Source organism: Pseudoduganella sp. R-32, assembly GCF_049913245.1.
Lineage (GTDB): Bacteria > Pseudomonadota > Gammaproteobacteria > Burkholderiales > Burkholderiaceae_D > Rugamonas.
In genome coordinates this window covers 5,970,575-5,992,817 of sequence record NZ_CP183987.1, presented here as the reverse complement: position 1 = coordinate 5,992,817, position 22,243 = coordinate 5,970,575, and the positions used below count along the sequence as shown (strand labels likewise).

Below are 22,243 nucleotides of genomic sequence, written 5' to 3'. Positions count from 1 at the left end.
AAGGCCAACGCGCCGCATGCGGCTGGCGGCGAAAGGCGTGCACCTGGCGCCGGAAGGTGGGCGGCTGCGGCCCTTTGTCATGAAAGTACTGCCGCCGCTGCTTGGCTTGTCGCTGCTGGTGCTGGCTTGGCAAATCCTGGCGGTACGCAACGCAGGCTTTCCCACTCCGCTGGAGACCTGGCATGAGGCGGTGAAGCTGTTCTCGGACCCGTTCTACCGCAAGGGTCCGAATGACCAGGGCATTGGCTGGAACATCCTGGCCTCGCTGCGCCGCGTCGCGCTGGGCTTCGGCCTGGCGGCGCTGGTGGGTATTCCGCTTGGCTTCCTGATCGGACGCTTCAGCTTTTTGTACGGCATGTTCAGCCCTTTAATCAGTTTGCTGAAGCCCGTATCGCCCTTGGCCTGGCTGCCGATTGGCCTGCTGGTGTTCAAGGCGGCCGATCCAGCCGCGATCTGGGCCATCTTCATTTGTTCGATCTGGCCCATGATCGTTAACACCGCCGTCGGCGTGCAGCGCGTGCCGCAGGATTACCTGAACGTGGCGCGTGTGCTGAACCTGTCCGAATGGAAGGTGGCGACCAGGATACTGCTGCCTTCCGTGCTGCCTTACATGCTGACCGGCGTGCGCCTCGCCATCGGCACGGCATGGCTGGTCATCGTCGCAGCCGAAATGCTGACGGGCGGCGTGGGCATCGGCTTCTGGGTGTGGGATGAGTGGAATAACCTGAACGTGCCGCACATCCTGATCGCCATCGGCGTGATCGGCGTGGTTGGCCTGTCGTTGGAACTGGCGCTGGTCGCGCTGGCCAAAGCTTTCAGCTATGAGGAGAAATGAGATGGCTTCGAAATTCATCGATATCAGCAAGGTCGACATGCGCTTTGGCCAGTTCCACGCGCTGAGCGACGTCAACCTGGTGGTCGAGCAGGGTGAGTTCATTACCCTGATCGGCCACTCGGGCTGCGGCAAGTCGACGCTGCTCAACCTGGTCGCGGGCCTGAACCGTCCCACCAGTGGCGTGCTGGTTTGCAGCGGGCGCGAGATCGCCGGGCCGGGGCCGGAACGCGCGGTCGTGTTCCAGAACCATTCGCTGCTGCCCTGGCTGACTTGTTTCGAGAACATTTACCTCGCAGTGGAGCGGGTGTTCGGCGGCAAGGAGACGCGCGCGCAACTGGATGAACGCAGCTGGCAGGCGCTGGAACTGGTGGGACTGGCGGCCGCTGGCGGCAAGCGGCCCAATGAAATTTCAGGTGGAATGAAGCAGCGCGTCGGCATCGCCCGCGCACTGTCGATGGAACCGAAGGTGCTGCTGATGGACGAACCGTTCGGCGCCCTCGATGCGCTGACACGCGCCCACCTGCAAGACGAATTGATGCGCATCGTCGCCGCGACGGGGGCCACCGTGGTGATGGTGACGCACGATGTGGATGAAGCCGTGCTGCTGTCCGATCGCATTGTCATGATGACAAATGGCCCGGCCGCCACCATCGGCGGCGTCGTCAAAGTACGGCTGGAACGCCCGCGCGACAGACTATCCCTGGCGCAAGATCCGCTGTATCTTGACTATCGGACAAGCGTTCTGGAGTTCCTCTACCAACGACAAGGACACCCGGCACAACGTTTTGCTGCATAGCAATGTGCAAAAGTGTGGCAGCGGGGCGACTCTGCTGCTACATTGGTGGTCTATACAAACGGAGACACTTGATGAGTACCGAAGTACAGCAGCACGAAATTAACAAAGAAGCAAAGCGGGAAGACAAGCCGAACCGCCACGAACTGGTGCGCCAGCAGATGAATCACACCGGCCTGCGTACCGGTATTGCAGCAGGCCTGCTGGCCCTGGTGGGCCTGAGCGCCTGGCTGCTCGCCTGATCAAATGACCCGCAGTTCGTCCAGCGGCCAGCGTGGACGGACGTTGAAGGAATAGTCCCGCTGCGCCGCCTGCGGATTGATCTGCAGGCGCATGGCGCCGGCGAAGGCAATCATTGCGCCGTTATCGGTGCAGAACTCCAGTTCCGGGTAGTAGACCTTGAAGTGCTTCTTCCTCGCCGCCGCGTTCAGCGACGCGCGCAGTTGCGCATTCGCGCCCACGCCACCGGCGATCACCAGGCGTTTGAGGCCCGTCTGCTTCAGCGCGGACAGGCATTTGGCTGTCAGCACATCCACGATCGCATCCACGAAACCGCGCGCGATATTCGCCTTGTCCTGCTCGCAGACATTGGCAGCGCCGCCGTTGTTGTTCACCACCGTCAGCACGGCTGTTTTCAGGCCGGAGAAGGAGAACATCAAATCCTTCGAGTGCAGCATGGGGCGCGGCAGCTTGTAGGCTTCCGGGTCGCCGAATTCGGCCATGCGCGAAATGGCGGGGCCGCCAGGGTAGCCCAGGCCGAGCAACTTGGCCGATTTATCGAAGGCCTCGCCCGCCGCGTCATCCAGTGTTTCGCCCAGCAGTTCGTACTGGCCGACGCCGTCCACGCGCATCAGCTGCGTATGGCCGCCTGATACCAGCAGCGCCACGAAAGGGAACTCCGGCGGCTCGCTGGCCAGCAGCGGCGACAGCAGGTGGCCTTCCAGGTGGTGCACGCCCAGCACAGGCTTATCCAGCGCCATGCCCAGCGAGCAGGCAATCGCCGAACCGACCAGCAGGGCGCCTGCCAGGCCGGGACCCTGGGTGTAGGCGATGGCATCGATCTCGCCGGCTTGCAGGCCGGCTTTACCCAGCGCCTGTTCCAGCAGCGGAATCGCGCGGCGGATATGGTCGCGCGAGGCCAGTTCCGGCACCACGCCGCCGTATTCCTCATGCATCGCCACCTGCGAGTGCAGGGCGTGCGAGAGCAGGCCGCGCTGCGTGTCATACAGGGCCAGGCCAGTTTCGTCACAGGAGGATTCAACGCCGAGAACGATCATTGGAATGCACAAAAGGGTAAAGGGCAATCCGCCATTGTAATGGAAAGCCCGCTTGCATTGATTGGTATACGTGTATACAATTTATCGCATGAAGACACCTCCACCCCGTGCTCAAGGCGGCCCGGCCATCCTGGCGGCCCTGCGCGCCGACATCAGCAGCGGCAAGCTGGCGCCCGGCGCCGTGCTGCGCCAGGCCGAACTGGCCGAACAATTCGGCACCAGCCGCATTCCCGTGCGCGAAGCGCTCAATTCCCTGCAGGCGGAAGGCCTGGTGCAGATCGAGCCGAACCGCGGTGCTTATGTCACCACGCTTGGCGCAGACGAGCTGCATGAACTGTTCGACCTGCGCGTGCTGCTGGAGACGGATGTGCTGCGGCGTGCAGTGCCCTTGCATACGGAGCGCAGCCTGCGCCGCCTGGAAGCCATCCAGCATGAACTGGATGGCGAAACGGCGCCGCTGGAATGGCTGCGGCTTGACCGCGCGTTCCACGACGAGCTTTATGCGCCGGGCAGGCGACTGCGCAGCCAGCAAATGGTGGCCAGCCTGCGCGCATCGGTCGAGCGTTTCTACCTGGCGCAGCTGGGGCCTGAGGCGCGCCGGTCCGGCTGGAACGATGAGCACCAGCGACTGATCGCGCTGGTGCGGGCGGGTGACCCGGATGGCGCTTGCGCCATGCTGGCGCAGCACCTGCGCGAAACCGAAAAGCTTGCAGTTTCTACCCTTGGGAGCCTGATATGAGCATTCATACCGCGGAAGTTGCCTGGCATCGCCACGATGCCAAGTTCACCGATAACCGTTACAGCCGGCTGCATAAGTGGACCTTTGACGGCGGCATGGTGGTGCCGGGATCGTCGTCGCCGCACGTGGTCCGGGTGCCGTTGTCCGATCCTTCGGCGGTGGATCCGGAGGAGGCGTATGTAGCTTCGCTATCGAGCTGCCATATGCTGTGGTTCCTTAGCCTGGCGGCGCGTGACGGCTATGTGGTCGACAGCTATGTCGATGCGGCGGAAGGGAAGATGGAGGACGGCTGGATCAGCGTGGTGACGCTGAAGCCGATGGTCGCCTTCTCGGGCGAGAAGGCGCCGACGGATGCGGAGCTGGAGCGGCTGCACCATGAAGCGCATGGAGAGTGCTTCCTGGCGCGCTCGGTGAAGTCCGCGATTCGCGTTGAGGGAAGCTGGCGCTTTTAAAACCGGTAATTCAGTGTCGGCCGCAGGTGGGGTGTCTGACCCTGTGGGTCAGACACCGGTTTACCGGTTCAAGGGCGGGCGCGCAGTTCGCGGTCCGCTTCCTTCAGCATACGGACCGTGGTATCCCAATCGATGCAGGCATCGGTCACCGAGCAGCCGTATTTCAGCTCGGACAGGTCGGCCGGGATCTTCTGGTTGCCCGCCACAATGTTCGACTCGATCATCACGCCGGTAATCGACTGGTTGCCGTGCACGATCTGGTTGACCACGTCGGTCATCACCAGCGGCTGCAGTTCCGGCTTCTTGTACGAGTTGGCGTGCGAGCAGTCGATCACGATATTGGCCGGCAGCTTGGCCTTCTGCAGCGATTGTTCCGCAATCGCCACCGACACGGAATCATAGTTAGGCCGGCCGTCGCCCCCGCGCAGCACCACGTGGCCATGCGGATTGCCCCGCGTGCGCACGACAGACACATTCCCCTGGCTGTTGATGCCCAGGAAGGCGTGCGGATTCGCCGCCGACAGGATCGCGTTGATCGCGATGCCGATGTCGCCGTCCGTGCCGTTCTTGAAGCCCACAGGCGTCGACAGGCCCGACGACATTTCGCGGTGGGTCTGCGATTCGGTGGTGCGGGCGCCGATGGCGGTCCAGGCGATCAGGTCGCCCAGGTACTGCGGCGAGATCGGGTCCAGCGCCTCGGTGGCGGTCGGCAGGCCGAGTTCGCATACATCCAGCAGGAACTGGCGCGCCTTTTCCATGCCGACGTCGACGCGGAACGAATCGTCCATATACGGATCGTTGATATAGCCCTTCCATCCCGTGGTGGTGCGCGGCTTTTCGAAATACACGCGCATCACCAGCAGCATGGTGTCCTTGACTTCTTCCTGCAGCGCTTTCAGGCGGCGCGCATAGTCCAGGCCCGCGACCGGGTCATGGATGGAGCAAGGGCCCACCACGACGAACAGGCGCTTGTCCTTGCGCTCCAGGATGGCGCGCAGGTCGGCGCGGCCCTTGGTGACGGTCTCGGAAGCCTTGTCGGTCAGCGGCAGTTTCGCGTGCAGCTCCTCTGGGGTAGGCATGGATGCGAACGAGGTAACGTTAATGTTTTCAAGGTTTTGGGCAATCATGATCAGTCTGCTTTTCAACGTGTTTTTTCTTGGGGGATCTAACAGTGTAGCCGAAATGCCGTAAACTGGCTGAATGACGACTAAACAACCTTTCCAGGCCGCTCCCTACATCAAGGAGATCGGCCGGGGCGCGAAGGGCGCCCGCAGCATGGACCGCGAGCAGGCACGCGAATTGTGGGGCGCGATTCTCGATGGCCGCGTATCGGACCTTGAGCTGGGCGGCATCCTGCTGTCAATGCGGATCAAGGGTGAATCGGTGGAGGAGCTGGAAGGCTTCCTGGAAGCGTCCGAAGCCTCGTTTGAAAAACTGCGCGCGCCGGCCGGCGAATTCGCGCCTGTGGTGATCCCGAGTTATAACGGCGCCCGCAAGATGGCGAACCTGACCGCGTTGCTGGCGCTGCTGCTGGCGCGCGAGGGCGTCCCGGTGCTGGTGCATGGCGTGGCGCACGACGTTGGGCGCGTCGCCACGGCGGAAGTATTCGAAGCACTGGGCGTGCATGCTTCGCCCGATCATGCAGCGGCGGAGGCGGCGCTGGAGGATGGGCGCGTGGCCTTCATCACCATCGACGCATTGGCGCCGCGCTTGGCGTGGATGCTGTCGCTGCGCCGCATCCTCGGCGTGCGCAACTCGACCCATACGCTGGTGAAGATCATGCAGCCGTTTGCCGGGCCTGCACTGCGGCTGGTGTCCTACACCCACCCGGAATACCTGGAGTCGCTGGGCGAATTCTTCACCCTGAACAAAGGCCACGCCTTCCTGATGCGCGGCACGGAAGGCGAGACCGTCGCCAACGCCAACAAGGCGCAGAAGATCGACTGGTTCCACGGCGGCGAACGCACCGTGCTGGTTGAAAAGCAGACGCTGGTCGAAAAGCTGCCCGAGCTGCCGGAGGATAAAAGCGCAGAGTCGACCGCTGCCTGGATCCAGGCCGTGCTGCGTGGTGAAATCCCCGTGCCGGATTCGATTATCCAGCAGGTGGGTCACTGCAAAGATGTCGCCCGCTCGCTCGCTGCCGGCGCCGCCCTCCTGTAAAATGGTGGGTTTGGTCTCAGGGCAGGGCGGCAGGAAATGGCAAATCAGTACGATGTAGCGGTAATCGGCGCAGGCGCGGCGGGCATGATGTGCGCGGCGACGGCCGGCAAGCGCGGCAAACGCGTTGTGCTGCTCGATCACGCCGAGAAACTGGCGGAGAAGATCCGCATCTCTGGCGGCGGTCGTTGCAACTTCACCAATATTAACGCCGGCCCTGCCAACTTCCTCTCCGAGAATCCGCACTTCGCCAAGAGCGCGCTGTCGCGCTTCACGCCGCATGATTTCCTGACGATGGTGAAGAAGCACCGCATCGGCTTCCACGAAAAGCATAAAGGGCAACTGTTCTGCGACGACTCCGCCGAGCAGATCATCGACATGCTGCGAAGCGAGTGCGCCGATAGTGGCGTGCATTGGCGCATGCCGAGCAAGGTGCAGGCCGTGGCGCAGAATGGCGCCGGCTTCGTGCTGCAGACTGACCGAGGCGAGATCCATGCTGGCGCTGTCGTGGTGGCGACCGGCGGCCTGTCGATCCCGAAGATTGGTGCGACCGACTTCGGCTATCGCGTGGCCAAGCATTTTGGGCTCAAGCTGGTAGACCCGCGTCCCGCCCTGGTGCCGCTGACTTTCGACGCCGAGGAATGGGCGCCGTTTGTGCCGCTGGCCGGCGTCTCGCTGGAAGTGGACGTGGAAACCGGCTCGCTGAAAGGCCGCAACCCGACCGGCGCCCGCTTCCGCGAAGACCTGCTGTTCACCCACCGCGGCCTGAGCGGTCCGGCCATCCTGCAGATTTCCTCGTTCTGGCAGCCTGGCACCCCGATCACGATCAACCTGTTACCGGAAATGGACCTGGCCCAGACCCTGATCGAAGGAAAGGGTACGCTGAAGAAGCAGCTTGGCAACTTGCTGTCTCAATGGCTGCCGGCGCGCCTGGCGGAGGGTTTGCTGCAAGTGCAAGGCCTGGACCCCGAAGCGCGCATTGCCGACATGAAGGACGACACGCTGCGCAAGCTGGGCCGCGCGGTCAACCAGTGGACCATCACCCCCAATGGCTCGGAAGGCTACCGCAAGGCCGAGGTCACGCGCGGCGGCGTGGACACCCGCGAACTGTCGCAGCAATCGATGGAATGCAAGAACGTGCCCGGCCTGTACTTCATTGGTGAAACAGTCGACGTGACCGGTTGGTTGGGCGGCTACAACTTCCAATGGGCCTGGGCATCCGGAGTGGCTGCTGGCCTCGCGATCTGATATTATTCCACTTCCGGCAACGCATTTTCCGCCGGATTCATGATGTTAGCTGGGCTGAAATATTGCCCGCGAAAGACGTCGATATCCCCTTCGGAACCGCCTGAGTGGCCGGTTTGGCGTCTATTGTCTCTTCCATTTTTGAGCAAAACCTGCTAATATCGCTGTCTTTCCTGAACCCTAACGGTTTGAATTTTTACATGACTACTATCCGCCTTAAAGAAAACGAGCCGTTCGAAGTCGCAATGCGTCGCTTCAAGCGCACCATCGAAAAGACCGGTCTGCTGACCGAACTGCGCGCACGCGAGTTCTACGAAAAGCCAACCGCAGAGCGCAAGCGCAAGCTGGCAGCTGCCGTGAAGCGCCACTACAAGCGCATCCGCAGCCAGCAACTGCCTAAGAAGCTGTACTAATTCAGCTCTCGTCGGCATTCTTGCAGGCGCACTGATCGCCACGGATGCCCACGCCAGAGTTTCAACCCGCTCCGGTCTAAGCCGCAGCGGGTTTTCCTTTTTCCACGCACACTTTTGAGGTAGCTATGAGCCTGAAAGCCCAGATTACTGATGACATGAAATCCGCCATGCGCGCCAAGGAAGCCGGCAAGCTGGCGACCATCCGCCTGATCCTGGCCGAGATCAAGCGCAAGGAAGTGGATGAGCAGATTGAAGTCAACGACGCCCAGACTGTGGCCATCGTTGAAAAGATGATCAAGCAGCGCAAGGATTCCATCACCCAGTTCGAAGCCGGCGGCCGCGCCGACCTGGCCGACATCGAAAAGGCCGAGCTGGCCGTGCTGGTGGCGTACATGCCTGCCGGCCTGTCCGATGAAGAAATTGCCGCCGAAGTGAAAGCAGCCGTAGCCGAGTCCGGCGCCGCCGGACCCCAGGACATGGGCAAAGTCATGGCCATCGTCAAGCTAAAGCTGGCCGGCCGCGCCGACATGACCGTAGTGTCCGCACTGGTCAAAAAGGCCCTGACCCCCGCATAATCTACAGCCGAGTTCGTGTCACACCCTGGGGTCACACCCCAAGTGTGACACGGCCTCGGCCATGACTCGGTTGAGGCCGTGTCACTCTCGGGGTGTGACCCCATGGTGTGACACGGGCTGAGCCATATCGTGGGCCGCGTGTGTTGATTTGGATCAAATGCCCATCGCGCGCGGCGGTATAGTCTGATTTATAACAAATACCGTTCAGCCTCGTGATTCCACAGTCATTTATTGCCGACCTGCTGAACCGCGTCGATATCGTCGATGTGGTGGGGCGCTACGTTCAGTTGAAAAAGGGCGGCGCCAATTACCAGGGCTTGTGCCCGTTCCATAGCGAAAAATCCCCGAGCTTTACCGTCAGCCCGACCAAGCAGTTCTACCATTGCTTTGGCTGCGGCGCCCATGGCACGGCCATTGGCTTCCTGATCGAATACTCGGGCATGGGTTTCGTCGATGCCGTCAAGGATCTGGCCCAGAACGTCGGCATGGTAGTGCCGGAGCAGGACGACAAGATCCCGCCCGCCCAGCGTGCTGCCCAGCAACAGCAATCCATGGCCTTGTCCGATGCCATGTCCAAGGCTAACGAATTCTACCGGGCGCAGCTGCGCCTGGCGCCGCAGGCGATCGGCTATCTGAAAGGCCGTGGCCTGACCGGCGAAATCGCGGCCCGCTTTGCGCTCGGCTATTCGCCTAGCGGATGGGACAGTCTGAAAGCCGTTTTCCCGGATTACGAAAACCCGGTCCTGGTGGAAGCCGGCCTGATCATCCAGAACGTGGATGAGGACGGCAAGCGCACCAAGCGCTATGACCGTTTCCGCGAGCGGGTAATGTTCCCTATTCGCAATACCAAGGGCCAGGTGATCGCTTTCGGCGGCCGCATCATGGACCAGGGCGAACCCAAGTACTTGAATTCTCCCGAAACGCCTTTATTTTCAAAGGGCTCGGAGCTGTATGGCTTGTTCGAAGCGCGCCAGGCGATCCGCGATGCGGGTTATGTACTGGTGACGGAAGGCTATATGGATGTGGTGGCGCTGGCCCAGATGGGCTTTCCCCAGGCGGTTGCGACGCTGGGAACCGCCTGCACCACGACCCACGTCCAGAAGTTGTTGCGTCAAACCGACAACGTGATCTTCAGTTTCGATGGCGACAAGGCCGGCCGCCGCGCTGCACGGCGTGCGCTGGAAGCCTGTCTGCCGCACGTGTCGGATGACAAGACGATCAAGTTCCTGTTCCTTCCGGCTGAGCACGACCCGGACAGCTATATCCGCGAATATGGCGCCCAAGCGTTCGAACAGCAGGTACACGAAGCCATGCCGCTGTCCCAGTTCCTGCTGCGCGAGGCGGCGGGCGAGCATGATTTAACATCGCCTGAAGGCCGGGCGCGCGTCCAGTTCGACGCCAAGCCTCTGTTGCAGGCCATGCCGCCGACCTCGCTGCGCCTGCAGATCGTGCGCGGCCTGGCGACCATGACGCAGAGCACGCCGGGCGAGATTGAGCAGCTGTTTGAGCTGGCCAAGCCGGTGGCTGCCAGCAAGGTTGCACCGCCGCGTAGCCGCCGCGAACAGCCCGTTGGGCTGGAACTGAAGCTGATCCGCGTGGTGCTGACGCACCCGACGCTGGCGCTGGAACTGGACGACGAGGCGCTGCTGGCTTTCAGCCACTTCGGCCAGGAAGCCGCCGAGCGACTGGTCTGGCTGATGGTGCAGGCCCAATCGCTGGGAGAGCAGGGCAGTTTCGCTGCGTTCTGCCAGTTGGTGAAAGAAACGGGCAGCGATTATGATGCGCTCATCGGCGAGATTGCCGCTGCGCCGGAGCCGGATATCGAAGGCGAGCGCTTGTGGCTGCTGGCCACAGTGCGCCACCTGAAGATGGATGCATTAAAACAGGAGCTGGACCAGCTATTTTCGGCAGGTTTGTCTTCTGAGGAGATTGGTGTACGCTACCGCGAAATTACCGCCAAGCAAGATCAATTGCGGAAGGAAGCTGAAGCTGATTTAAGTCCGAGGTAATTGCCTGCACGCACGCAAACCTTCCCGTCTGGTAATTGTAAAGTGGCGTGCTATAATAAAATGCTAAATATTGCAATATTTAGCGGGTCTGTTTTTTCGTTTGTTTTCAGTAAGTTACAGTAGTAGTTGTTGCGGTTTGTAGTGGACTTAACTATTCCCGAAAGCGCCTGTGCCAGCAAAGAAACCTGAAACCAAAGCGGCTGAAAAGCCTCGCAAAGTGACCGCCAAGCCTGCGACGAAGTCGGCTGATAAGCCGGCTACTCGCGTCACCAAGGCACCGCCGGTGGTTAGTCAGACAACGGACGCAGCCGCCCTGGCTGCCATCGATACTTCCGGATATGTGCTGCCAACCGTCAAGGTGCCGGGACGCCGTGGCCGCAAGCCGAAGGAATTCACGCCGGAAAACGACGAGGTTGCAGCACTGAACGCTGTTGAGCGTGCCGAGATGAAGGCTGCGGACAAGGCGAAAGCCAAGGACCGCAAGGCCAAGGAAAAGGCATTGCTGAAGGACGCGTTCTCGTCCGACACCGAGGCAACGGAAGAGGAACTCGAACGCCGCCGCCAGAAGCTCAAGACGCTGATCAAGTTCGGCAAGGAGCGCGGCTTCCTCACGTACGCTGAAATCAACGACCACTTGCCGGAAAATATCGTCGATCCGGAAGCGATCGAAGGCATTATCGGCACCTTCAACGACATGGGCATCGCCGTGTACGAACACGCGCCTGATGCCGAGACCCTGCTGCTGTCCGATAATGTCGCCACTGTCACCAGCGACGACGAAGCCGAGGCTGCAGCGGAAGCCGCGCTGTCCACCGTCGACTCCGACTTTGGTCGCACCACCGACCCGGTCCGCATGTACATGCGCGAAATGGGTTCGGTCGAGCTGCTGACCCGCGAAGGCGAGATCGAAATCGCCAAGCGTATCGAAGACGGCCTGCGCGACATGATCCAGGCGATTTCCGCCTGCCCGGTGACGATCGCCGAAATCCTCGCCACGTCCGAACGCATCCGCATCGATGAGATCAAGATCGACGAAATCGTCGATGGCCTGGTGGATGAGGAAGGCGAAGCCGCCGCCGCTGCTCCTGCAGCTTCCGATGAGGAAGACGAGGAAGAGGACGAGGAAGAAGAGGACGAAGAAGAAGAGGAAGAAGCAGCCAGCCCAGGCGGCGCGGCAGCCGGCTACACCGCCGAGCAGCTGGAAGCCATGAAGCAGGCCTCCCTCGAGAAATTCGACAATATCGCCAACCAGTTCGAGCGCATGCGCAAGGCCTTCGAGAAGGATGGCTACAATTCGAAAGCCTACCTGAAGGCGCAGGAATCGATTTCCGCCGAGCTGCTGGGCATCCGCTTCACTGCCAAAGTGGTGGAGAAGCTGTGCGACACCCTGCGCGGCCAGGTCGATGAAGTGCGCCATATCGAGAAGCAGATCCTCGACGTGGCAGTGAACAAGTGCGGCATGCCGCGCGCCCACTTCATCAAGGTCTTCCCGGGCAATGAAACCAACCTGGAATGGGTGGATGGCGAAGTCGCTGCAGGCCACGCTTACAGCGCGATCCTGGGCCGCAACATCCCGACCATCAAGGAACTGCAGCAGCGCCTGATCGACCTGCAAGCGCGCGTCGTCCTGCCGCTGCCGGACCTGCGCAACATCAACCGCCAGATGGCGGCCGGTGAAATGAAGGCGCGCAAGGCCAAGCGTGAAATGACCGAGGCCAACCTGCGCCTGGTGATCTCGATCGCGAAGAAGTACACCAACCGCGGACTGCAATTCCTGGACCTGATCCAGGAGGGCAATATCGGCCTGATGAAGGCGGTCGACAAGTTCGAATACCGCCGCGGCTACAAGTTCTCCACGTACGCTACGTGGTGGATCCGCCAGGCGATCACGCGTTCCATCGCCGACCAGGCGCGTACCATCCGTATTCCGGTGCACATGATCGAAACGATCAACAAGATGAACCGGATCTCGCGCCAGATCCTGCAGGAAACCGGCGCCGAGCCCGATCCGGCGACCCTGGCCATCAAGATGGAAATGCCGGAGGATAAGATCCGCAAGATCATGAAGATCGCGAAAGAGCCGATCTCAATGGAAACGCCGATCGGTGACGACGACGATTCCCATCTGGGTGACTTCATCGAGGACAACAACACGCTGGCGCCTTCCGACGCAGCGCTGCATGCCTCGATGCGCGGTGTCGTGAAGGACGTGCTGGATTCGCTGACCCCGCGCGAAGCCAAGGTGTTGCGCATGCGTTTCGGTATCGAAATGTCCACCGACCACACGCTGGAAGAGGTCGGCAAACAGTTCGACGTGACCCGCGAGCGTATCCGCCAGATCGAAGCCAAGGCACTGCGCAAGCTGCGCCACCCATCGCGCTCCGATAAGCTGAAGAGCTTCCTGGAAGGTAACTAAGACTTGACGGATAGGGCCACCGGCCCTATCCTGCCGGGTTCCCAGGGCCCTTAGCTCATGCTTGGTTAGAGCAGAGGACTCATAATCCTTTGGTGCGCGGTTCGACTCCGCGAGGGCCTACCAATTCGCTTTATGCTTGGAAAACAAGCCCTGACGAGAAATCGCCGGGGCTTTTTCCTATTGGAATTATCGCCTTAGCCAGACGAACAAGGCGAGATGCGTGAAGTTGTCATTGCCAGACATGGGCGGCCAGCGGCCAAGCTGGTTGATTTGGCAATCGCGCACTGTTGTGTCGCCTATCGTGCACAGAAGATGATTGCTATTATGGTAATCTTTCTTTCATGCACTTATCCCTGCCGTCCAAACTCATCCTGCTAACGTTTTGCCTCCTGCTTTCTGCCTGCGGCCGCACGCCCGAAGGACCCTATGCCGAGTGGCTTGAAAACGATGAAACAGTGGAGTCCGTCAGCCAGGAACTGCCTTTGACGATCTTGCATATCAATCGGGAGCCTACGGATTGGCTGCGAATATTCTCGAATCAGGAGCGTTACGATCGCGTGCTGTACAAGCGCAAAGTTGTCATCGAAAAGGGCGATCCGGCCCGCTTGTGGCAAGGCCTTGGGCAGCCGGCAGTCATAGTGCATCAATATGCCAATATTTCGGATGACCAAAGCCCACTTTTCCTCGTTTACGAACGCAATAAGAAGGCTGTCGTCGAACATATCGATATGGGTACTTACATCAAGGAAATCGGCGAACCCATCGGTCCTGGCTTGCGCTTTTTCGAGAACGAAGACTCGCAGTACGGGGGAGCCCTTCTCAAGGCCTTTCCGATTGAGAAGACGCTTCTGCCCAAAGGGCCTGACTGGCCTTCGATCAAGGAGCCGGCTGGTATTGCTCCAGATCGCAAGGCTTTTGCCTATGTGGACTCGTTAGCGGAGCCTTCGGTGGTGCTGGTGGTTGACGCTGAGGGCAATTTTGGCGAACCGATTCCTGTGCCGGCCATCCCTGCTTTTCCCCAAGGCCTACGGACGAGCAGCCGAATCGTACAGATCCTTCCGTGGTTCGATGCCCGGTTCAAATGGCATAAGACAACTGCCGGCAAATGGGACCTGACAAGGATCGCTACCTCGGAACATGTTCTCAGCGCCACGGATGCTCTCGAAGAGTTGTTTCTCGACGCCAGCAAGGGTTACCTGAACTGCTTCGGCAGCGCTAGCGTTGCCTGCCTTGGCGGATGGCGCAGGTCCTGGCGTATTGAGGAGCATGAAATCTGCCAATGCGCCAAGGCATACGTCTATCTGCCTTTGCAGCCGGTACGGGCATTTGGTGCAAACGTGAACAGGCTCTGGTACGGAATCACCGGTAATGGTTCCGCCTACCATTTGATTCTCGATGCGCCGCCAGAACAGGTCGCGGGCGAACTTCGCAAGCGGCTCAAGGCCCGCCGACTGGAAATTGCTGACGCCAGGGAGAATTCACGCGAGAGCGTCGACGCCAACCGATTTGTAACGCCAACCGTAACCGTGCGCGTCGAAGCGTTTGAACAGGGAACCCTGATTCGCACTATCGCGCGCTATCCAGCAAACCAATAAGACTTATCATGCATATCATCAGATTCCTTGGAGCTGCCCTGGCTGGTCTTGTATTCACCAATGCCATGGCCGCATCCCTTCCATTCAGCGCCAAGAAGTTCACGCCCTATCACGTAGGCTTTGCTGCCGACAATACGCGCGCTTGCCTGGCAGGCGGCCGTTTTGATCCGGAGTCGATGCAAAGCACTGGCGATTTGCTGCTGCTTGACCTGAAGCGCGATATCTTGGTCGCGCAGGCGCATATTCCTGTGCCGGACGATTACGCCTCGCTGTATCCAGTGCAATGCGCGATCGTTGGCGACACTGTCTACCTGCTGGCGAACGTGAATACGCAGCTCCCGCGCTCGCTGAACCAGGGCATCGTCTACCTGTATCAGTTCAACATGCAAGGCAAGCAGCTTGGCAAGAAGCGGCTCGTTATCGAGGGACGCAATAGTTATGGTCATGCCTTGGGCGTGTCCGCAAATGGCGTGCAGGTTGCTGGCTATATCATGGACGAGGATGATACCTCCGAGTTCTACTCTTTCTTTACGCTCGCGCTGGACCGGCGCCTGAACGAGGGGAAGCTGAATGTCCGGAAAACCGGGGCCTTCGTGAGTGGTGCCAAAGCGCGCTTCGTAGGCGACAACCTGCAGGTTGCCGGTTCGTTCTTTCCTGCGAAACTGGCGAAGGACGGTTTGGCCAGCGACTATGCAAATTCGCGTGTGATGGCGAATGGCGGTTATGCCTGGAGCATGCGTCCGTTCAAAAAGGCTCCACGCCATGTGGAGGCCGGCATTTCGCAGCAAGGGGCGATTTATTCGCTGGCGTACAGTGAAACCGAGTCCACGCTGGCCGTGACCAGCGCAGAGGGCAAGCAGCTTTCCCTGAGCAGCTATCCAAGCAAATTCTGCGAAACGAGTTCGCTTAGCGACTATGGCGCGGACGTGCTGGCGTTGCGCAAACCTTGCGATGAAAAGCGCAAGGCGGCGGAATTGACGCTCATTTCGCCTGCCAACGGCAAAGAAAGTCCGTTGCAGCTGGCGCCAGGTGAGCCGGTCCTCGCGGATACCAATTCGGGCCAATGGTTCGTTATCTCCAAGGATGCCGCCGGTAAGCTGGCCTGGTATTCGGGATCGATAGGTGGTGATACGCGCTTCACCCAGACCGTGGCGGGCGTAGAGCATTCCTTGAGCCTGGGCCGGATCAACGTCGACAAGAAAGGGGCGCGCGCTTTCGATTACGTTTATGAGCAGCGTGCAGGCGAGTGCCGCTTCAACATGAACGGGCACGCGGTCCAGGTGGATGTTTTCAATCCAGAAGACGAGAATGACAAGGAGCTGCCGCAGATCGTCATGTACGAAAGCGATGGCGTTTCCCTTACGCTGCCGCTCGATGGTTCGCCGCGAAATATTTCCGTCGACGGCACATTGACGCCCGAGCAGGCCAAGCGCAGTTGTGGCAAGAACGGCGGCAAGTTGTCGTTGATCTTCAACGCAGCGGGAGCTCGCCGGTAATCGCAAAGTGTTGACGCAGCCGATTCACGCTCAAGTTTCACGCTCAAGTTTGACGCTCAATCAAACGCTGCGCGGATTTCGCGGCCGGCTTGTTGCGGCGCCTGCAGGTGGGGGTAGTGCCCAAGTCTAGGCAGGATGGCGAAGGGTTTGCCCGATTTGACGGCGAATTCCTCGCCCATCTTCTTGTCGATGTAGATGTCTTTCTCGCCCCATACCACCTGGACCGGCGTCTTCAGGCGTTCCAGCTTGGCTTCGAAATATTGCTGGTCGCGGGTGAAGTGCAAGTAGTAATGGTAGAAGGCGTCGCCGGTGCTCATGCTGCCTTGCGTCCAGCCGGCCAGCATGTCTTGCTTGAAGTCCTCGGCCAGGTTGAATTGCTCATTGGCTTCCAGGCCGCGACGGAAGGCGTTTTCGACGATGTCGTCGCGGTTCTGGTTGATCGCGTTGCGGGTTGCTTCGGCGGTTTGCGGCGCTTTCAGGCTGCGCAAGCGGTCGGACATGTATTCCGGCCGGTCGAACGGTGCAAAGTCGCCGACGATGATTTTCTTCGCGATTTCCGGTTGCTCCAGCGCGAGCAGCAACGGAGGCAGGGCGCCGACGTCGGTGGCGTAGATGACGAGCTTCGATTTGTCGATACCTGCCTTGTCGATATAGGACTTTACGACCTGGGCATAGTCGCGCGGCGCATAGCCGAACTTGTCGGCGGAGGGGCGGGAAGAATGACCGTAGCCCGGCCAGTCGAAGGCGTGGACCTCATAGTCGCGGCCAAGATCCTGCGCGAGCTCGCGCCAGGTCAACATCGTTTCCGGGAAGCCGTGCAGGAACAGGACAGTGCCCTTGGCGGCGGGATTCTTGACGACCATGCGGCGTAAGGTGATATCGGGGCTGATCTTTACGTAGCCGATTTCCTGTGCGGCGGCACCGGTCAATGCCAGGGTGCTCGCGGTTGCGGCTGCTGCGGCGGCGATTGATTTCTTGAGCGCGGACATATTGGTGATCCTTGGTGGAGAGTTCGAGATGTCTCCAATATAGGTTTCGCTGCTTATGACGTAAATGTCGTATTTCCCTCTTTTTAGGACATGCGCGCGATGCGGCGCAATGTTTGCGGCGGCTGGCCGAAGACGCGCAGGAAGGCCCGCCGCATGCGTTCCGTATCAATGAAGCCGGTTTTTGCGGCGATTTCCTCGATGGTGTGGCGGCTTTGCTCGATCATCAGGCGCGCGGCTTCCAGCCGTAGCTGCTCGACCGCCTTGGCTGGGGACTGGCCGGTTTCAGTCATGAAGGCGCGGCTGAATTGGCGTGGGCTAAGGTGGGCGACGCCGGCCAACTCAGGTACCGATAGCCCGGATTCGAGGTTGTTGCGCGCATATTCGAGCACGTGCTGGATGCGGTCGGACTTGGCGCCCAGGTCCAACAGTACCGAATGCTGGGATTGACCGCCGGCGCGGCGATGGTAGACCACGAGTCTTTTCGCCACGGATGCCGAGAGTTCGGCGCCGTAATCGGCTTCGATCAGGCCGAGCGCAAGGTCGATGCCGGTGCTCATGCCGGCGGAAGTCCAGATCGGACCATCGTTGATGAAGATGCGGTCCGCGTCGACCTTCGCGGCGGGGAATTGCTGCTGCAGTGCACGGGCGAACAGCCAATGCGTTGTCACGTGCCGGCCGTCGATCAGTCCCGCTTCGCCAAGCAGGAAGGTGCCGGTGCAGACGGATGCGGTACGGCGGGCTATCCGGGAGGCGGAGCGCAGGCGCTCAAGCGTTTGCGTGTCGGTGGGGGAGGGGGCGACGAGGCCGCAAACGATCAGGGTGTCCAGCCGGCGCCTGGCAAGCGGCAGGGTTTCCACGCTCACGCCAAAGGAGTTGACGACAGGGCCGCCGAGCGCCGAGAAGAAACCAATGTCGTACAGGCGCTCGCGCGCTGTGGTGTTGGCAAGTTCGAAGGCGGAGGACGCCGCCAGGCCCATGATCTGGAAAGCAGGCGGCAACAGGAAGCCGATTTTCAACACAATAGCGCCTGTGGCATGAAAGGAGGTATTCCCATCATACGCGCCACGAGCGGCGGGTGCTGGCCAGCAATGTTATCCTCGTCAGTCGCGCTACACCTCGTGAGCGTATTTCGTCATGCAAGTTTTTAACTGGGAGATCGGAATGGCAATCAAGAAGATCCTGTTTTTGACGGGCGATTTTGCGGAAGACTATGAAACCATGGTGCCGTTCCAGGCGCTGCAGATGGTTGGGCATACCGTGCATGCGGTCTGCCCCGGCAAGAAGGCGGGAGAGAAGATCAAGACCGCGATCCACGATTTCGAAGGCGACCAGACCTACACAGAAAAACCTGGCCACCAGTTCGCGCTGAATGCGAGCTTTGATGAGGCCCGTGCGTCGGCATACGATGCGCTGGTGATTGCTGGCGGGCGCGCGCCGGAATACTTGCGCCTCAATCCACGGGTGCTGGAAACAGTGCAGGAATTCGCCAGGGCGGGCAAGCCAATTGCCGCGATCTGCCACGGTGCGCAGATCCTGACTGCGGCAGACGTCGTCAAGGGCAAGCGCATCTCGGCTTATCCAGCGTGTGCGCCGGAAGTGCGTTCGGCCGGCGGTGAATATGTTTCGGTCGAGATGGACCAGGCGGTCACCGACGGCAATTTCGTCACGGCGCCAGCGTGGCCTGCGCATCCGCAGTGGATGGCGCAGTTCCTGAAATTGCTTGGGACGGAAATCAAGCCTTAATCTGCGCGAGTTGGAAACAGCAGTGCCAGGGCTTGCTGGCGTGCCGACGCGCGCAGGGTTGCGCGCAGCGTGGCATCGTCGGTGGTGCGGGCCAACACCATGCCGCCGACGCAAAGCGCAACAATCGCCTGCGCGCGCTGTGCTCCGTCGCTGGCATCCTTCAGCGCGTGTTCGTAAATGCGCGTCAGGTTGCGGATCAGGTCTGTGTAGGCGCGCTGCGGCAACAGCCCGGCGCGCGCCACGTCGCCCGGCAGGGCATACAGGGGACAGTGGTTTTCAATATCTTCCAGTACCTCGTCGCTCAGGTAGAGGTTGATCAGGCGCCGCGCCATGTCGAGCTGGCCGGCAGCGGGCGACCTGGCGACGTCCTTGCGGAAGGGATTGCAGGTGGCGAAGCTGGCCACAGCTGCCGCGTACAGTTCATCCTTGCTGTCAAAGTGGTTGTAGAAACCTCCCCGTGTCAGGCCCGCTCCGGACATGATGGTCTCGATCGATACCTGCTCGAAGCCGTGCCGGTTGAACAGCTTGCGGGCCGATTCGACAATCTTGCTGCGGGTGCGTTCCTTGTGCTCAGCGGTGTAAGGCATGGGTTCCTCCTCCTCGGTTCGCATTATGCGTCCGAATCAAATTATGTTCTTGAACATATTATGTATCTCCGTAATCTGGCCACATGTTCCAACCCAATCCAAAGGAGATCAACATGTACACCCTGGTTACTTTGCGTTCCGTTCCCGATTTTGCTGTTGGTTACGTGCGCGACTTGCGCGTGCGCTGGGCTATGGAAGAGGCAGGCCAGCCGTATTCCGTGCAGACCATCGGGCCCGACGAGCAAAAGTCTTCAACCTACCGCCAGCAGCAACCTTTCGGCCAGGTGCCGGTGCTGCTGGATGGTGAACAGTCGATCTTCGAGTCCGGAGCGATCCTGCGCCACCTGGGCGACAAGCTGGGATTGATGCCTTCCGGCGCCCGCGAGCGGCAACTGGCCGAAATGTGGCTGTATGCCGCGCTCAATTCGGTCGAGCCGTATTTTGGCGCGTACGCAGAACTGGACGTCTTCCATGCGGGAGAATCGTGGGTCGAGGCGCGCCGGCCCGGGTTGGAAGCGATGGCGAAGCGCCGCCTCGGCGACCTGGAGGCATGGCTGTCCGGTTGCGAATACCTGGCCGGTACGTTCAGCGTTGCCGACATCATGATGTCGACCGTATTGCGCCTGCTGGATTCCAGTGGCCTGCTGGACGAATTCCCGGCGGTTGCCGCCTACCAGGCGCGTTGCATGGCGCGTCCCGCCTACGCGAAGGCGATGGCGGCCCAAGTGGCGCTGTACACCCGGGCCCAGGAAGCGGCTTGAGCTTCCGCTCAACGCGGCACGATGGCGAACTGCGGCCGCTCGCTGTAGTTCGGTTTGACGCTGCGGCTGGCGAAGCGGTTCCACGCCTCCCGTGCATCGGGAATGCCTGTGGCGGCGGCCATCGCCAGCGCCGGCTGCATATTCGACGGGTAGCCTTCGGACGAAGCCGAGTAGCCGGTCATCTCGCCAGCCAGCCATGGCGTACGCCACACCTTGGCGTCCTTGTCTGCCTGGGTGCGCCAGTCGGCCTGCGCCTGGCTGCCGCAGGGCTGGTCCAGGTAGCGTGCACCCGTGCTGTTGACCATTGGTGAACCGTCGTTGTTGCGCATGGTGGCCTGGTAGGCTTCGGCGAAACTGCTGAAATATGCCGAGGTGGCGCTTGGCCGAACCATGAGCGCATAGACGGCGCCGTCGACCCAGCAATAGCCGCCGGCCATCATGCGGCCGATCGGGAAGCGCGCCTTCCACGTCAGGATCGGCTCGGCACCGGCAAATCCCATTTCGTGCAGGTGCCCGACCGCCGATGTGAAGAAGTCGTCCATCCACGGTGCCACGCCGGTGTTCGGGCCTGTGGGACCGTCGTAGGCCACGGCATAACTGGTGGCGGTATTGTCGATGAAGCCAAGCTGGTTGGTCGCACCGCCGGCGAAGGTCGTATTGTAGAAGTCCAGGTTGTGTTGCAGTACCTGGTTGAAGTAGGGCTTCATCGGGTGCGCGTCGGGCGTGATGTAGGCCGCATGGCCGAGGGTGCGCAGCGACCAGGCCTGGCCGCGCACCTGGTTGCCCTTCACCAGGCCCTTGGACAGTGAGCGGTAATACGGATTCATGGTGACCAGGTTCCAGTTTGCCCAGAAATGCAGCTCGTCGAGATAGTAAGTGTCGCCGGTCAGCAGGTAGGGCAAGTAGGCAAACGAGGGCTGGTGCGCCGTGTCCGGCGTGTAGGGAGTGGCGCAGGCGCCGGCCTCGGTCGAGGTGCAGCGCGGCATGTCCTCATGTTTCTTTGTAACCGGGTTGTAGCTGTCGGAGCCGATCCGCTGGTCGCGTACGTAGGGATAGTCGACGATGGACACCACCTGGTCCGTGTTCCTGTCGCGGTAATGCACCGGCCAACTGCCGGCCAGGTCGCCCAGCCCGTTTGTCACCTGCCTGGCCCGCGCATCCATGCTGAGGATATACAGTGCGGCCCAGGCGTGCTGCAAGCCGATATCAGGGCGGCCGCCGGTCGATGGCATGTATTTGTTCACCAAGGGCATTGCCATCGGGCCGCTGTCGGCCGCCTCCCAGTCGGTCTTCATTTTCGCCAGCGCCGTTTGCGACGGCATCACCGTGCGGTCGTAATTGGGCAGGGCGCGCGTGCCTAGCAGGTAGGCGATGTCGTGCTTCACATGCACTTTCGGCTCGGCGCCGGCCCAGAACAGCTTGCGCCAGCGGGCGTGGTGGTAATGCGTCAGCGCGGCCTTCTGGTACACCGCCTGGTTGTTGACCAGGATTTCCGCATCGTACGTGACATTCTTCGGATCGGGTTCGTAGGCCCAGTTGTTTTCGACGGTAACGTCGACGCGCGTTGCGCCGAACTGGCCGGCGCCCGCCAGGGGATAGTGTCGGATCGCAAAGCGCACCGCCAGATGCGGGTGGGCGACGCCGTTTGCCGTCACCGGTCCGGCTACCTGCCATTCATTGACCAGGGGGCCGGACAACCAGCTTGTATAGGGCTTGCTGGCCAATAGCTGTGCAGCATCCGCACTGTAGGTCACGCCGCCGATATTCAACCGGACCAAGGCGCTGAATCCGCTGGCCAGCAGGGCATCGGGGCGCGCACCACCGCCAGGGCCCGCCCATGGCACCGTCGAGAGCTGCACGCTGGCGGTTTCTCCGCCAGCGAGTTGCGGCAGCACGGTGCTGATCAATGCGTGGCGTACCGAGCCATCTGCGTGCCTGGCCTTGACGTCGGCCTGCACGGGTATTGAGACCCCCTTGTACGCTGCAGCGAAATAGTCGCCCACTTTCACATCTCCCTTTGCGAAGACGTGGCCGACGGTGACAGGCACGCCGGCTTGCGCCTGCGCGGACGTGTCGCTGACTTGCAGTGAGGGTAGCGGTGCCGCGGCTGCGGCGCCTGCAAGCAGCGAAGCTGCGAGAAAAGACAGGAATGATTTCATGG

General features: G+C 60.9%; 21 protein-coding genes and 1 tRNA gene. 16 read left to right on the top strand and 6 right to left on the bottom strand.

Annotation, left to right across the window (positions count from 1 at the left end; all coding sequences use genetic code 11):
* The first annotated feature begins 16 nt into the window (after nucleotides 1-16).
* The 3 genes from ntrB to ACN9MU_RS27380 all read left to right on the top strand — a co-directional run bounded on the left by ntrB (nucleotide 17) and on the right by ACN9MU_RS27380 (nucleotide 1,870).
* Entirely contained in the window at nucleotides 17-835 is an 819-nt protein-coding gene (ntrB, locus tag ACN9MU_RS27390) for a nitrate ABC transporter permease (RefSeq protein WP_426172309.1), read from the top strand.
* Between the two features lies 1 nt (nucleotide 836).
* On the top strand, nucleotides 837-1,631 hold the full coding sequence (locus ACN9MU_RS27385; RefSeq protein WP_426164650.1) for an ABC transporter ATP-binding protein: 795 nt from the start codon (nucleotides 837-839) through the stop codon (nucleotides 1,629-1,631).
* Nucleotides 1,632-1,702: 71 nt separating this feature from the next.
* A complete protein-coding gene (locus ACN9MU_RS27380; RefSeq protein ID WP_426164648.1) occupies nucleotides 1,703-1,870 on the top strand; it encodes a hypothetical protein in 168 nt (55 codons plus the stop codon).
* Here the strand turns inward: ACN9MU_RS27380 and tsaD are convergent, their stop codons facing one another.
* Nucleotides 1,871-2,905, bottom strand: coding sequence for a tRNA (adenosine(37)-N6)-threonylcarbamoyltransferase complex transferase subunit TsaD (tsaD, locus tag ACN9MU_RS27375; RefSeq protein WP_426164646.1), 1,035 nt, complete (start codon nucleotides 2,903-2,905; stop codon nucleotides 1,871-1,873).
* An 88-nt stretch (nucleotides 2,906-2,993) separates the two neighbouring features.
* Between tsaD and ACN9MU_RS27370 the strand changes: the two genes are divergently transcribed.
* Together ACN9MU_RS27370 and ACN9MU_RS27365 are read left to right on the top strand one after the other, a co-directional pair.
* Nucleotides 2,994-3,644: a GntR family transcriptional regulator gene (locus ACN9MU_RS27370; RefSeq protein ID WP_426343734.1), complete on the top strand. Its 651-nt coding sequence runs from the start codon at nucleotides 2,994-2,996 to the stop codon at nucleotides 3,642-3,644.
* On the top strand, nucleotides 3,641-4,096 hold the full coding sequence (locus ACN9MU_RS27365; protein WP_426343733.1) for an OsmC family protein: 456 nt from the start codon (nucleotides 3,641-3,643) through the stop codon (nucleotides 4,094-4,096). The genes ACN9MU_RS27370 and ACN9MU_RS27365 overlap by 4 nt, the downstream gene beginning before the upstream one ends.
* Before the next feature lie 68 nt (nucleotides 4,097-4,164).
* Here ACN9MU_RS27365 and ACN9MU_RS27360 read toward each other — a convergent pair whose 3' ends face one another.
* Nucleotides 4,165-5,223: a 3-deoxy-7-phosphoheptulonate synthase gene (locus ACN9MU_RS27360; RefSeq protein WP_426343732.1), complete on the bottom strand. Its 1,059-nt coding sequence runs from the start codon at nucleotides 5,221-5,223 to the stop codon at nucleotides 4,165-4,167.
* A 73-nt stretch (nucleotides 5,224-5,296) separates the two neighbouring features.
* Between ACN9MU_RS27360 and ybiB the strand changes: the two genes are divergently transcribed.
* From ybiB to ACN9MU_RS27315, 9 genes are all read left to right on the top strand, one after another.
* On the top strand, nucleotides 5,297-6,256 hold the full coding sequence (gene ybiB, locus ACN9MU_RS27355; RefSeq protein WP_426319191.1) for a DNA-binding protein YbiB: 960 nt from the start codon (nucleotides 5,297-5,299) through the stop codon (nucleotides 6,254-6,256).
* 36 nt (nucleotides 6,257-6,292) lie between these two features.
* On the top strand, nucleotides 6,293-7,501 hold the full coding sequence (locus ACN9MU_RS27350) for an NAD(P)/FAD-dependent oxidoreductase (protein ID WP_426343731.1): 1,209 nt from the start codon (nucleotides 6,293-6,295) through the stop codon (nucleotides 7,499-7,501).
* Nucleotides 7,502-7,698: 197 nt separating this feature from the next.
* Entirely contained in the window at nucleotides 7,699-7,911 is a 213-nt protein-coding gene (rpsU, locus tag ACN9MU_RS27345; protein ID WP_005665410.1) for a 30S ribosomal protein S21, read from the top strand.
* Between the two features lie 125 nt (nucleotides 7,912-8,036).
* Nucleotides 8,037-8,486, top strand: coding sequence for a GatB/YqeY domain-containing protein (locus tag ACN9MU_RS27340; protein WP_426343730.1), 450 nt, complete (start codon nucleotides 8,037-8,039; stop codon nucleotides 8,484-8,486).
* Nucleotides 8,487-8,698: 212 nt separating this feature from the next.
* Nucleotides 8,699-10,495 carry a DNA primase gene (gene dnaG, locus ACN9MU_RS27335; protein WP_426164630.1) on the top strand — a complete coding sequence of 599 codons (1,797 nt, stop codon included), beginning with the start codon at nucleotides 8,699-8,701 and terminating at the stop codon, nucleotides 10,493-10,495.
* 169 nt (nucleotides 10,496-10,664) lie between these two features.
* Nucleotides 10,665-12,911: an RNA polymerase sigma factor RpoD gene (rpoD, locus tag ACN9MU_RS27330; RefSeq protein WP_426164628.1), complete on the top strand. Its 2,247-nt coding sequence runs from the start codon at nucleotides 10,665-10,667 to the stop codon at nucleotides 12,909-12,911.
* 44 nt (nucleotides 12,912-12,955) lie between these two features.
* Nucleotides 12,956-13,034: transfer RNA gene (locus ACN9MU_RS27325), tRNA-Ile, on the top strand.
* A gap of 218 nt (nucleotides 13,035-13,252) precedes the next feature.
* Nucleotides 13,253-14,506: a hypothetical protein gene (locus ACN9MU_RS27320; protein WP_426343729.1), complete on the top strand. Its 1,254-nt coding sequence runs from the start codon at nucleotides 13,253-13,255 to the stop codon at nucleotides 14,504-14,506.
* 8 nt (nucleotides 14,507-14,514) lie between these two features.
* Entirely contained in the window at nucleotides 14,515-16,002 is a 1,488-nt protein-coding gene (locus tag ACN9MU_RS27315) for a hypothetical protein (RefSeq protein WP_426343728.1), read from the top strand.
* A gap of 56 nt (nucleotides 16,003-16,058) precedes the next feature.
* Here ACN9MU_RS27315 and ACN9MU_RS27310 read toward each other — a convergent pair whose 3' ends face one another.
* Together ACN9MU_RS27310 and ACN9MU_RS27305 are read right to left on the bottom strand one after the other, a co-directional pair.
* Nucleotides 16,059-16,991: an alpha/beta fold hydrolase gene (locus ACN9MU_RS27310; protein WP_426343727.1), complete on the bottom strand. Its 933-nt coding sequence runs from the start codon at nucleotides 16,989-16,991 to the stop codon at nucleotides 16,059-16,061.
* 83 nt (nucleotides 16,992-17,074) lie between these two features.
* A complete protein-coding gene (locus ACN9MU_RS27305) occupies nucleotides 17,075-18,010 on the bottom strand; it encodes a GlxA family transcriptional regulator (protein ID WP_426343726.1) in 936 nt (311 codons plus the stop codon).
* A 142-nt stretch (nucleotides 18,011-18,152) separates the two neighbouring features.
* Between ACN9MU_RS27305 and ACN9MU_RS27300 the strand changes: the two genes are divergently transcribed.
* Entirely contained in the window at nucleotides 18,153-18,734 is a 582-nt protein-coding gene (locus ACN9MU_RS27300; protein WP_426343725.1) for a DJ-1/PfpI family protein, read from the top strand.
* Here the strand turns inward: ACN9MU_RS27300 and ACN9MU_RS27295 are convergent.
* The gene (locus tag ACN9MU_RS27295; RefSeq protein WP_426343724.1) at nucleotides 18,731-19,321 is read right to left on the bottom strand and encodes a TetR/AcrR family transcriptional regulator; all 591 of its coding nucleotides are present in this window, start codon (nucleotides 19,319-19,321) and stop codon (nucleotides 18,731-18,733) included. The genes ACN9MU_RS27300 and ACN9MU_RS27295 overlap by 4 nt on opposite strands.
* A gap of 113 nt (nucleotides 19,322-19,434) precedes the next feature.
* On the opposite strand from ACN9MU_RS27295, the gene ACN9MU_RS27290 reads away from it, so the two are divergent.
* Complete coding sequence (locus tag ACN9MU_RS27290; protein WP_426164612.1) at nucleotides 19,435-20,082, top strand: glutathione S-transferase family protein; 648 nt, start codon at nucleotides 19,435-19,437, stop codon at nucleotides 20,080-20,082.
* 8 nt (nucleotides 20,083-20,090) lie between these two features.
* Here ACN9MU_RS27290 and ACN9MU_RS27285 read toward each other — a convergent pair whose 3' ends face one another.
* On the bottom strand, nucleotides 20,091-22,241 hold the full coding sequence (locus ACN9MU_RS27285; protein WP_426343723.1) for a hypothetical protein: 2,151 nt from the start codon (nucleotides 22,239-22,241) through the stop codon (nucleotides 20,091-20,093).
* Between the last annotated feature and the right edge of the window lie 2 nt (nucleotides 22,242-22,243).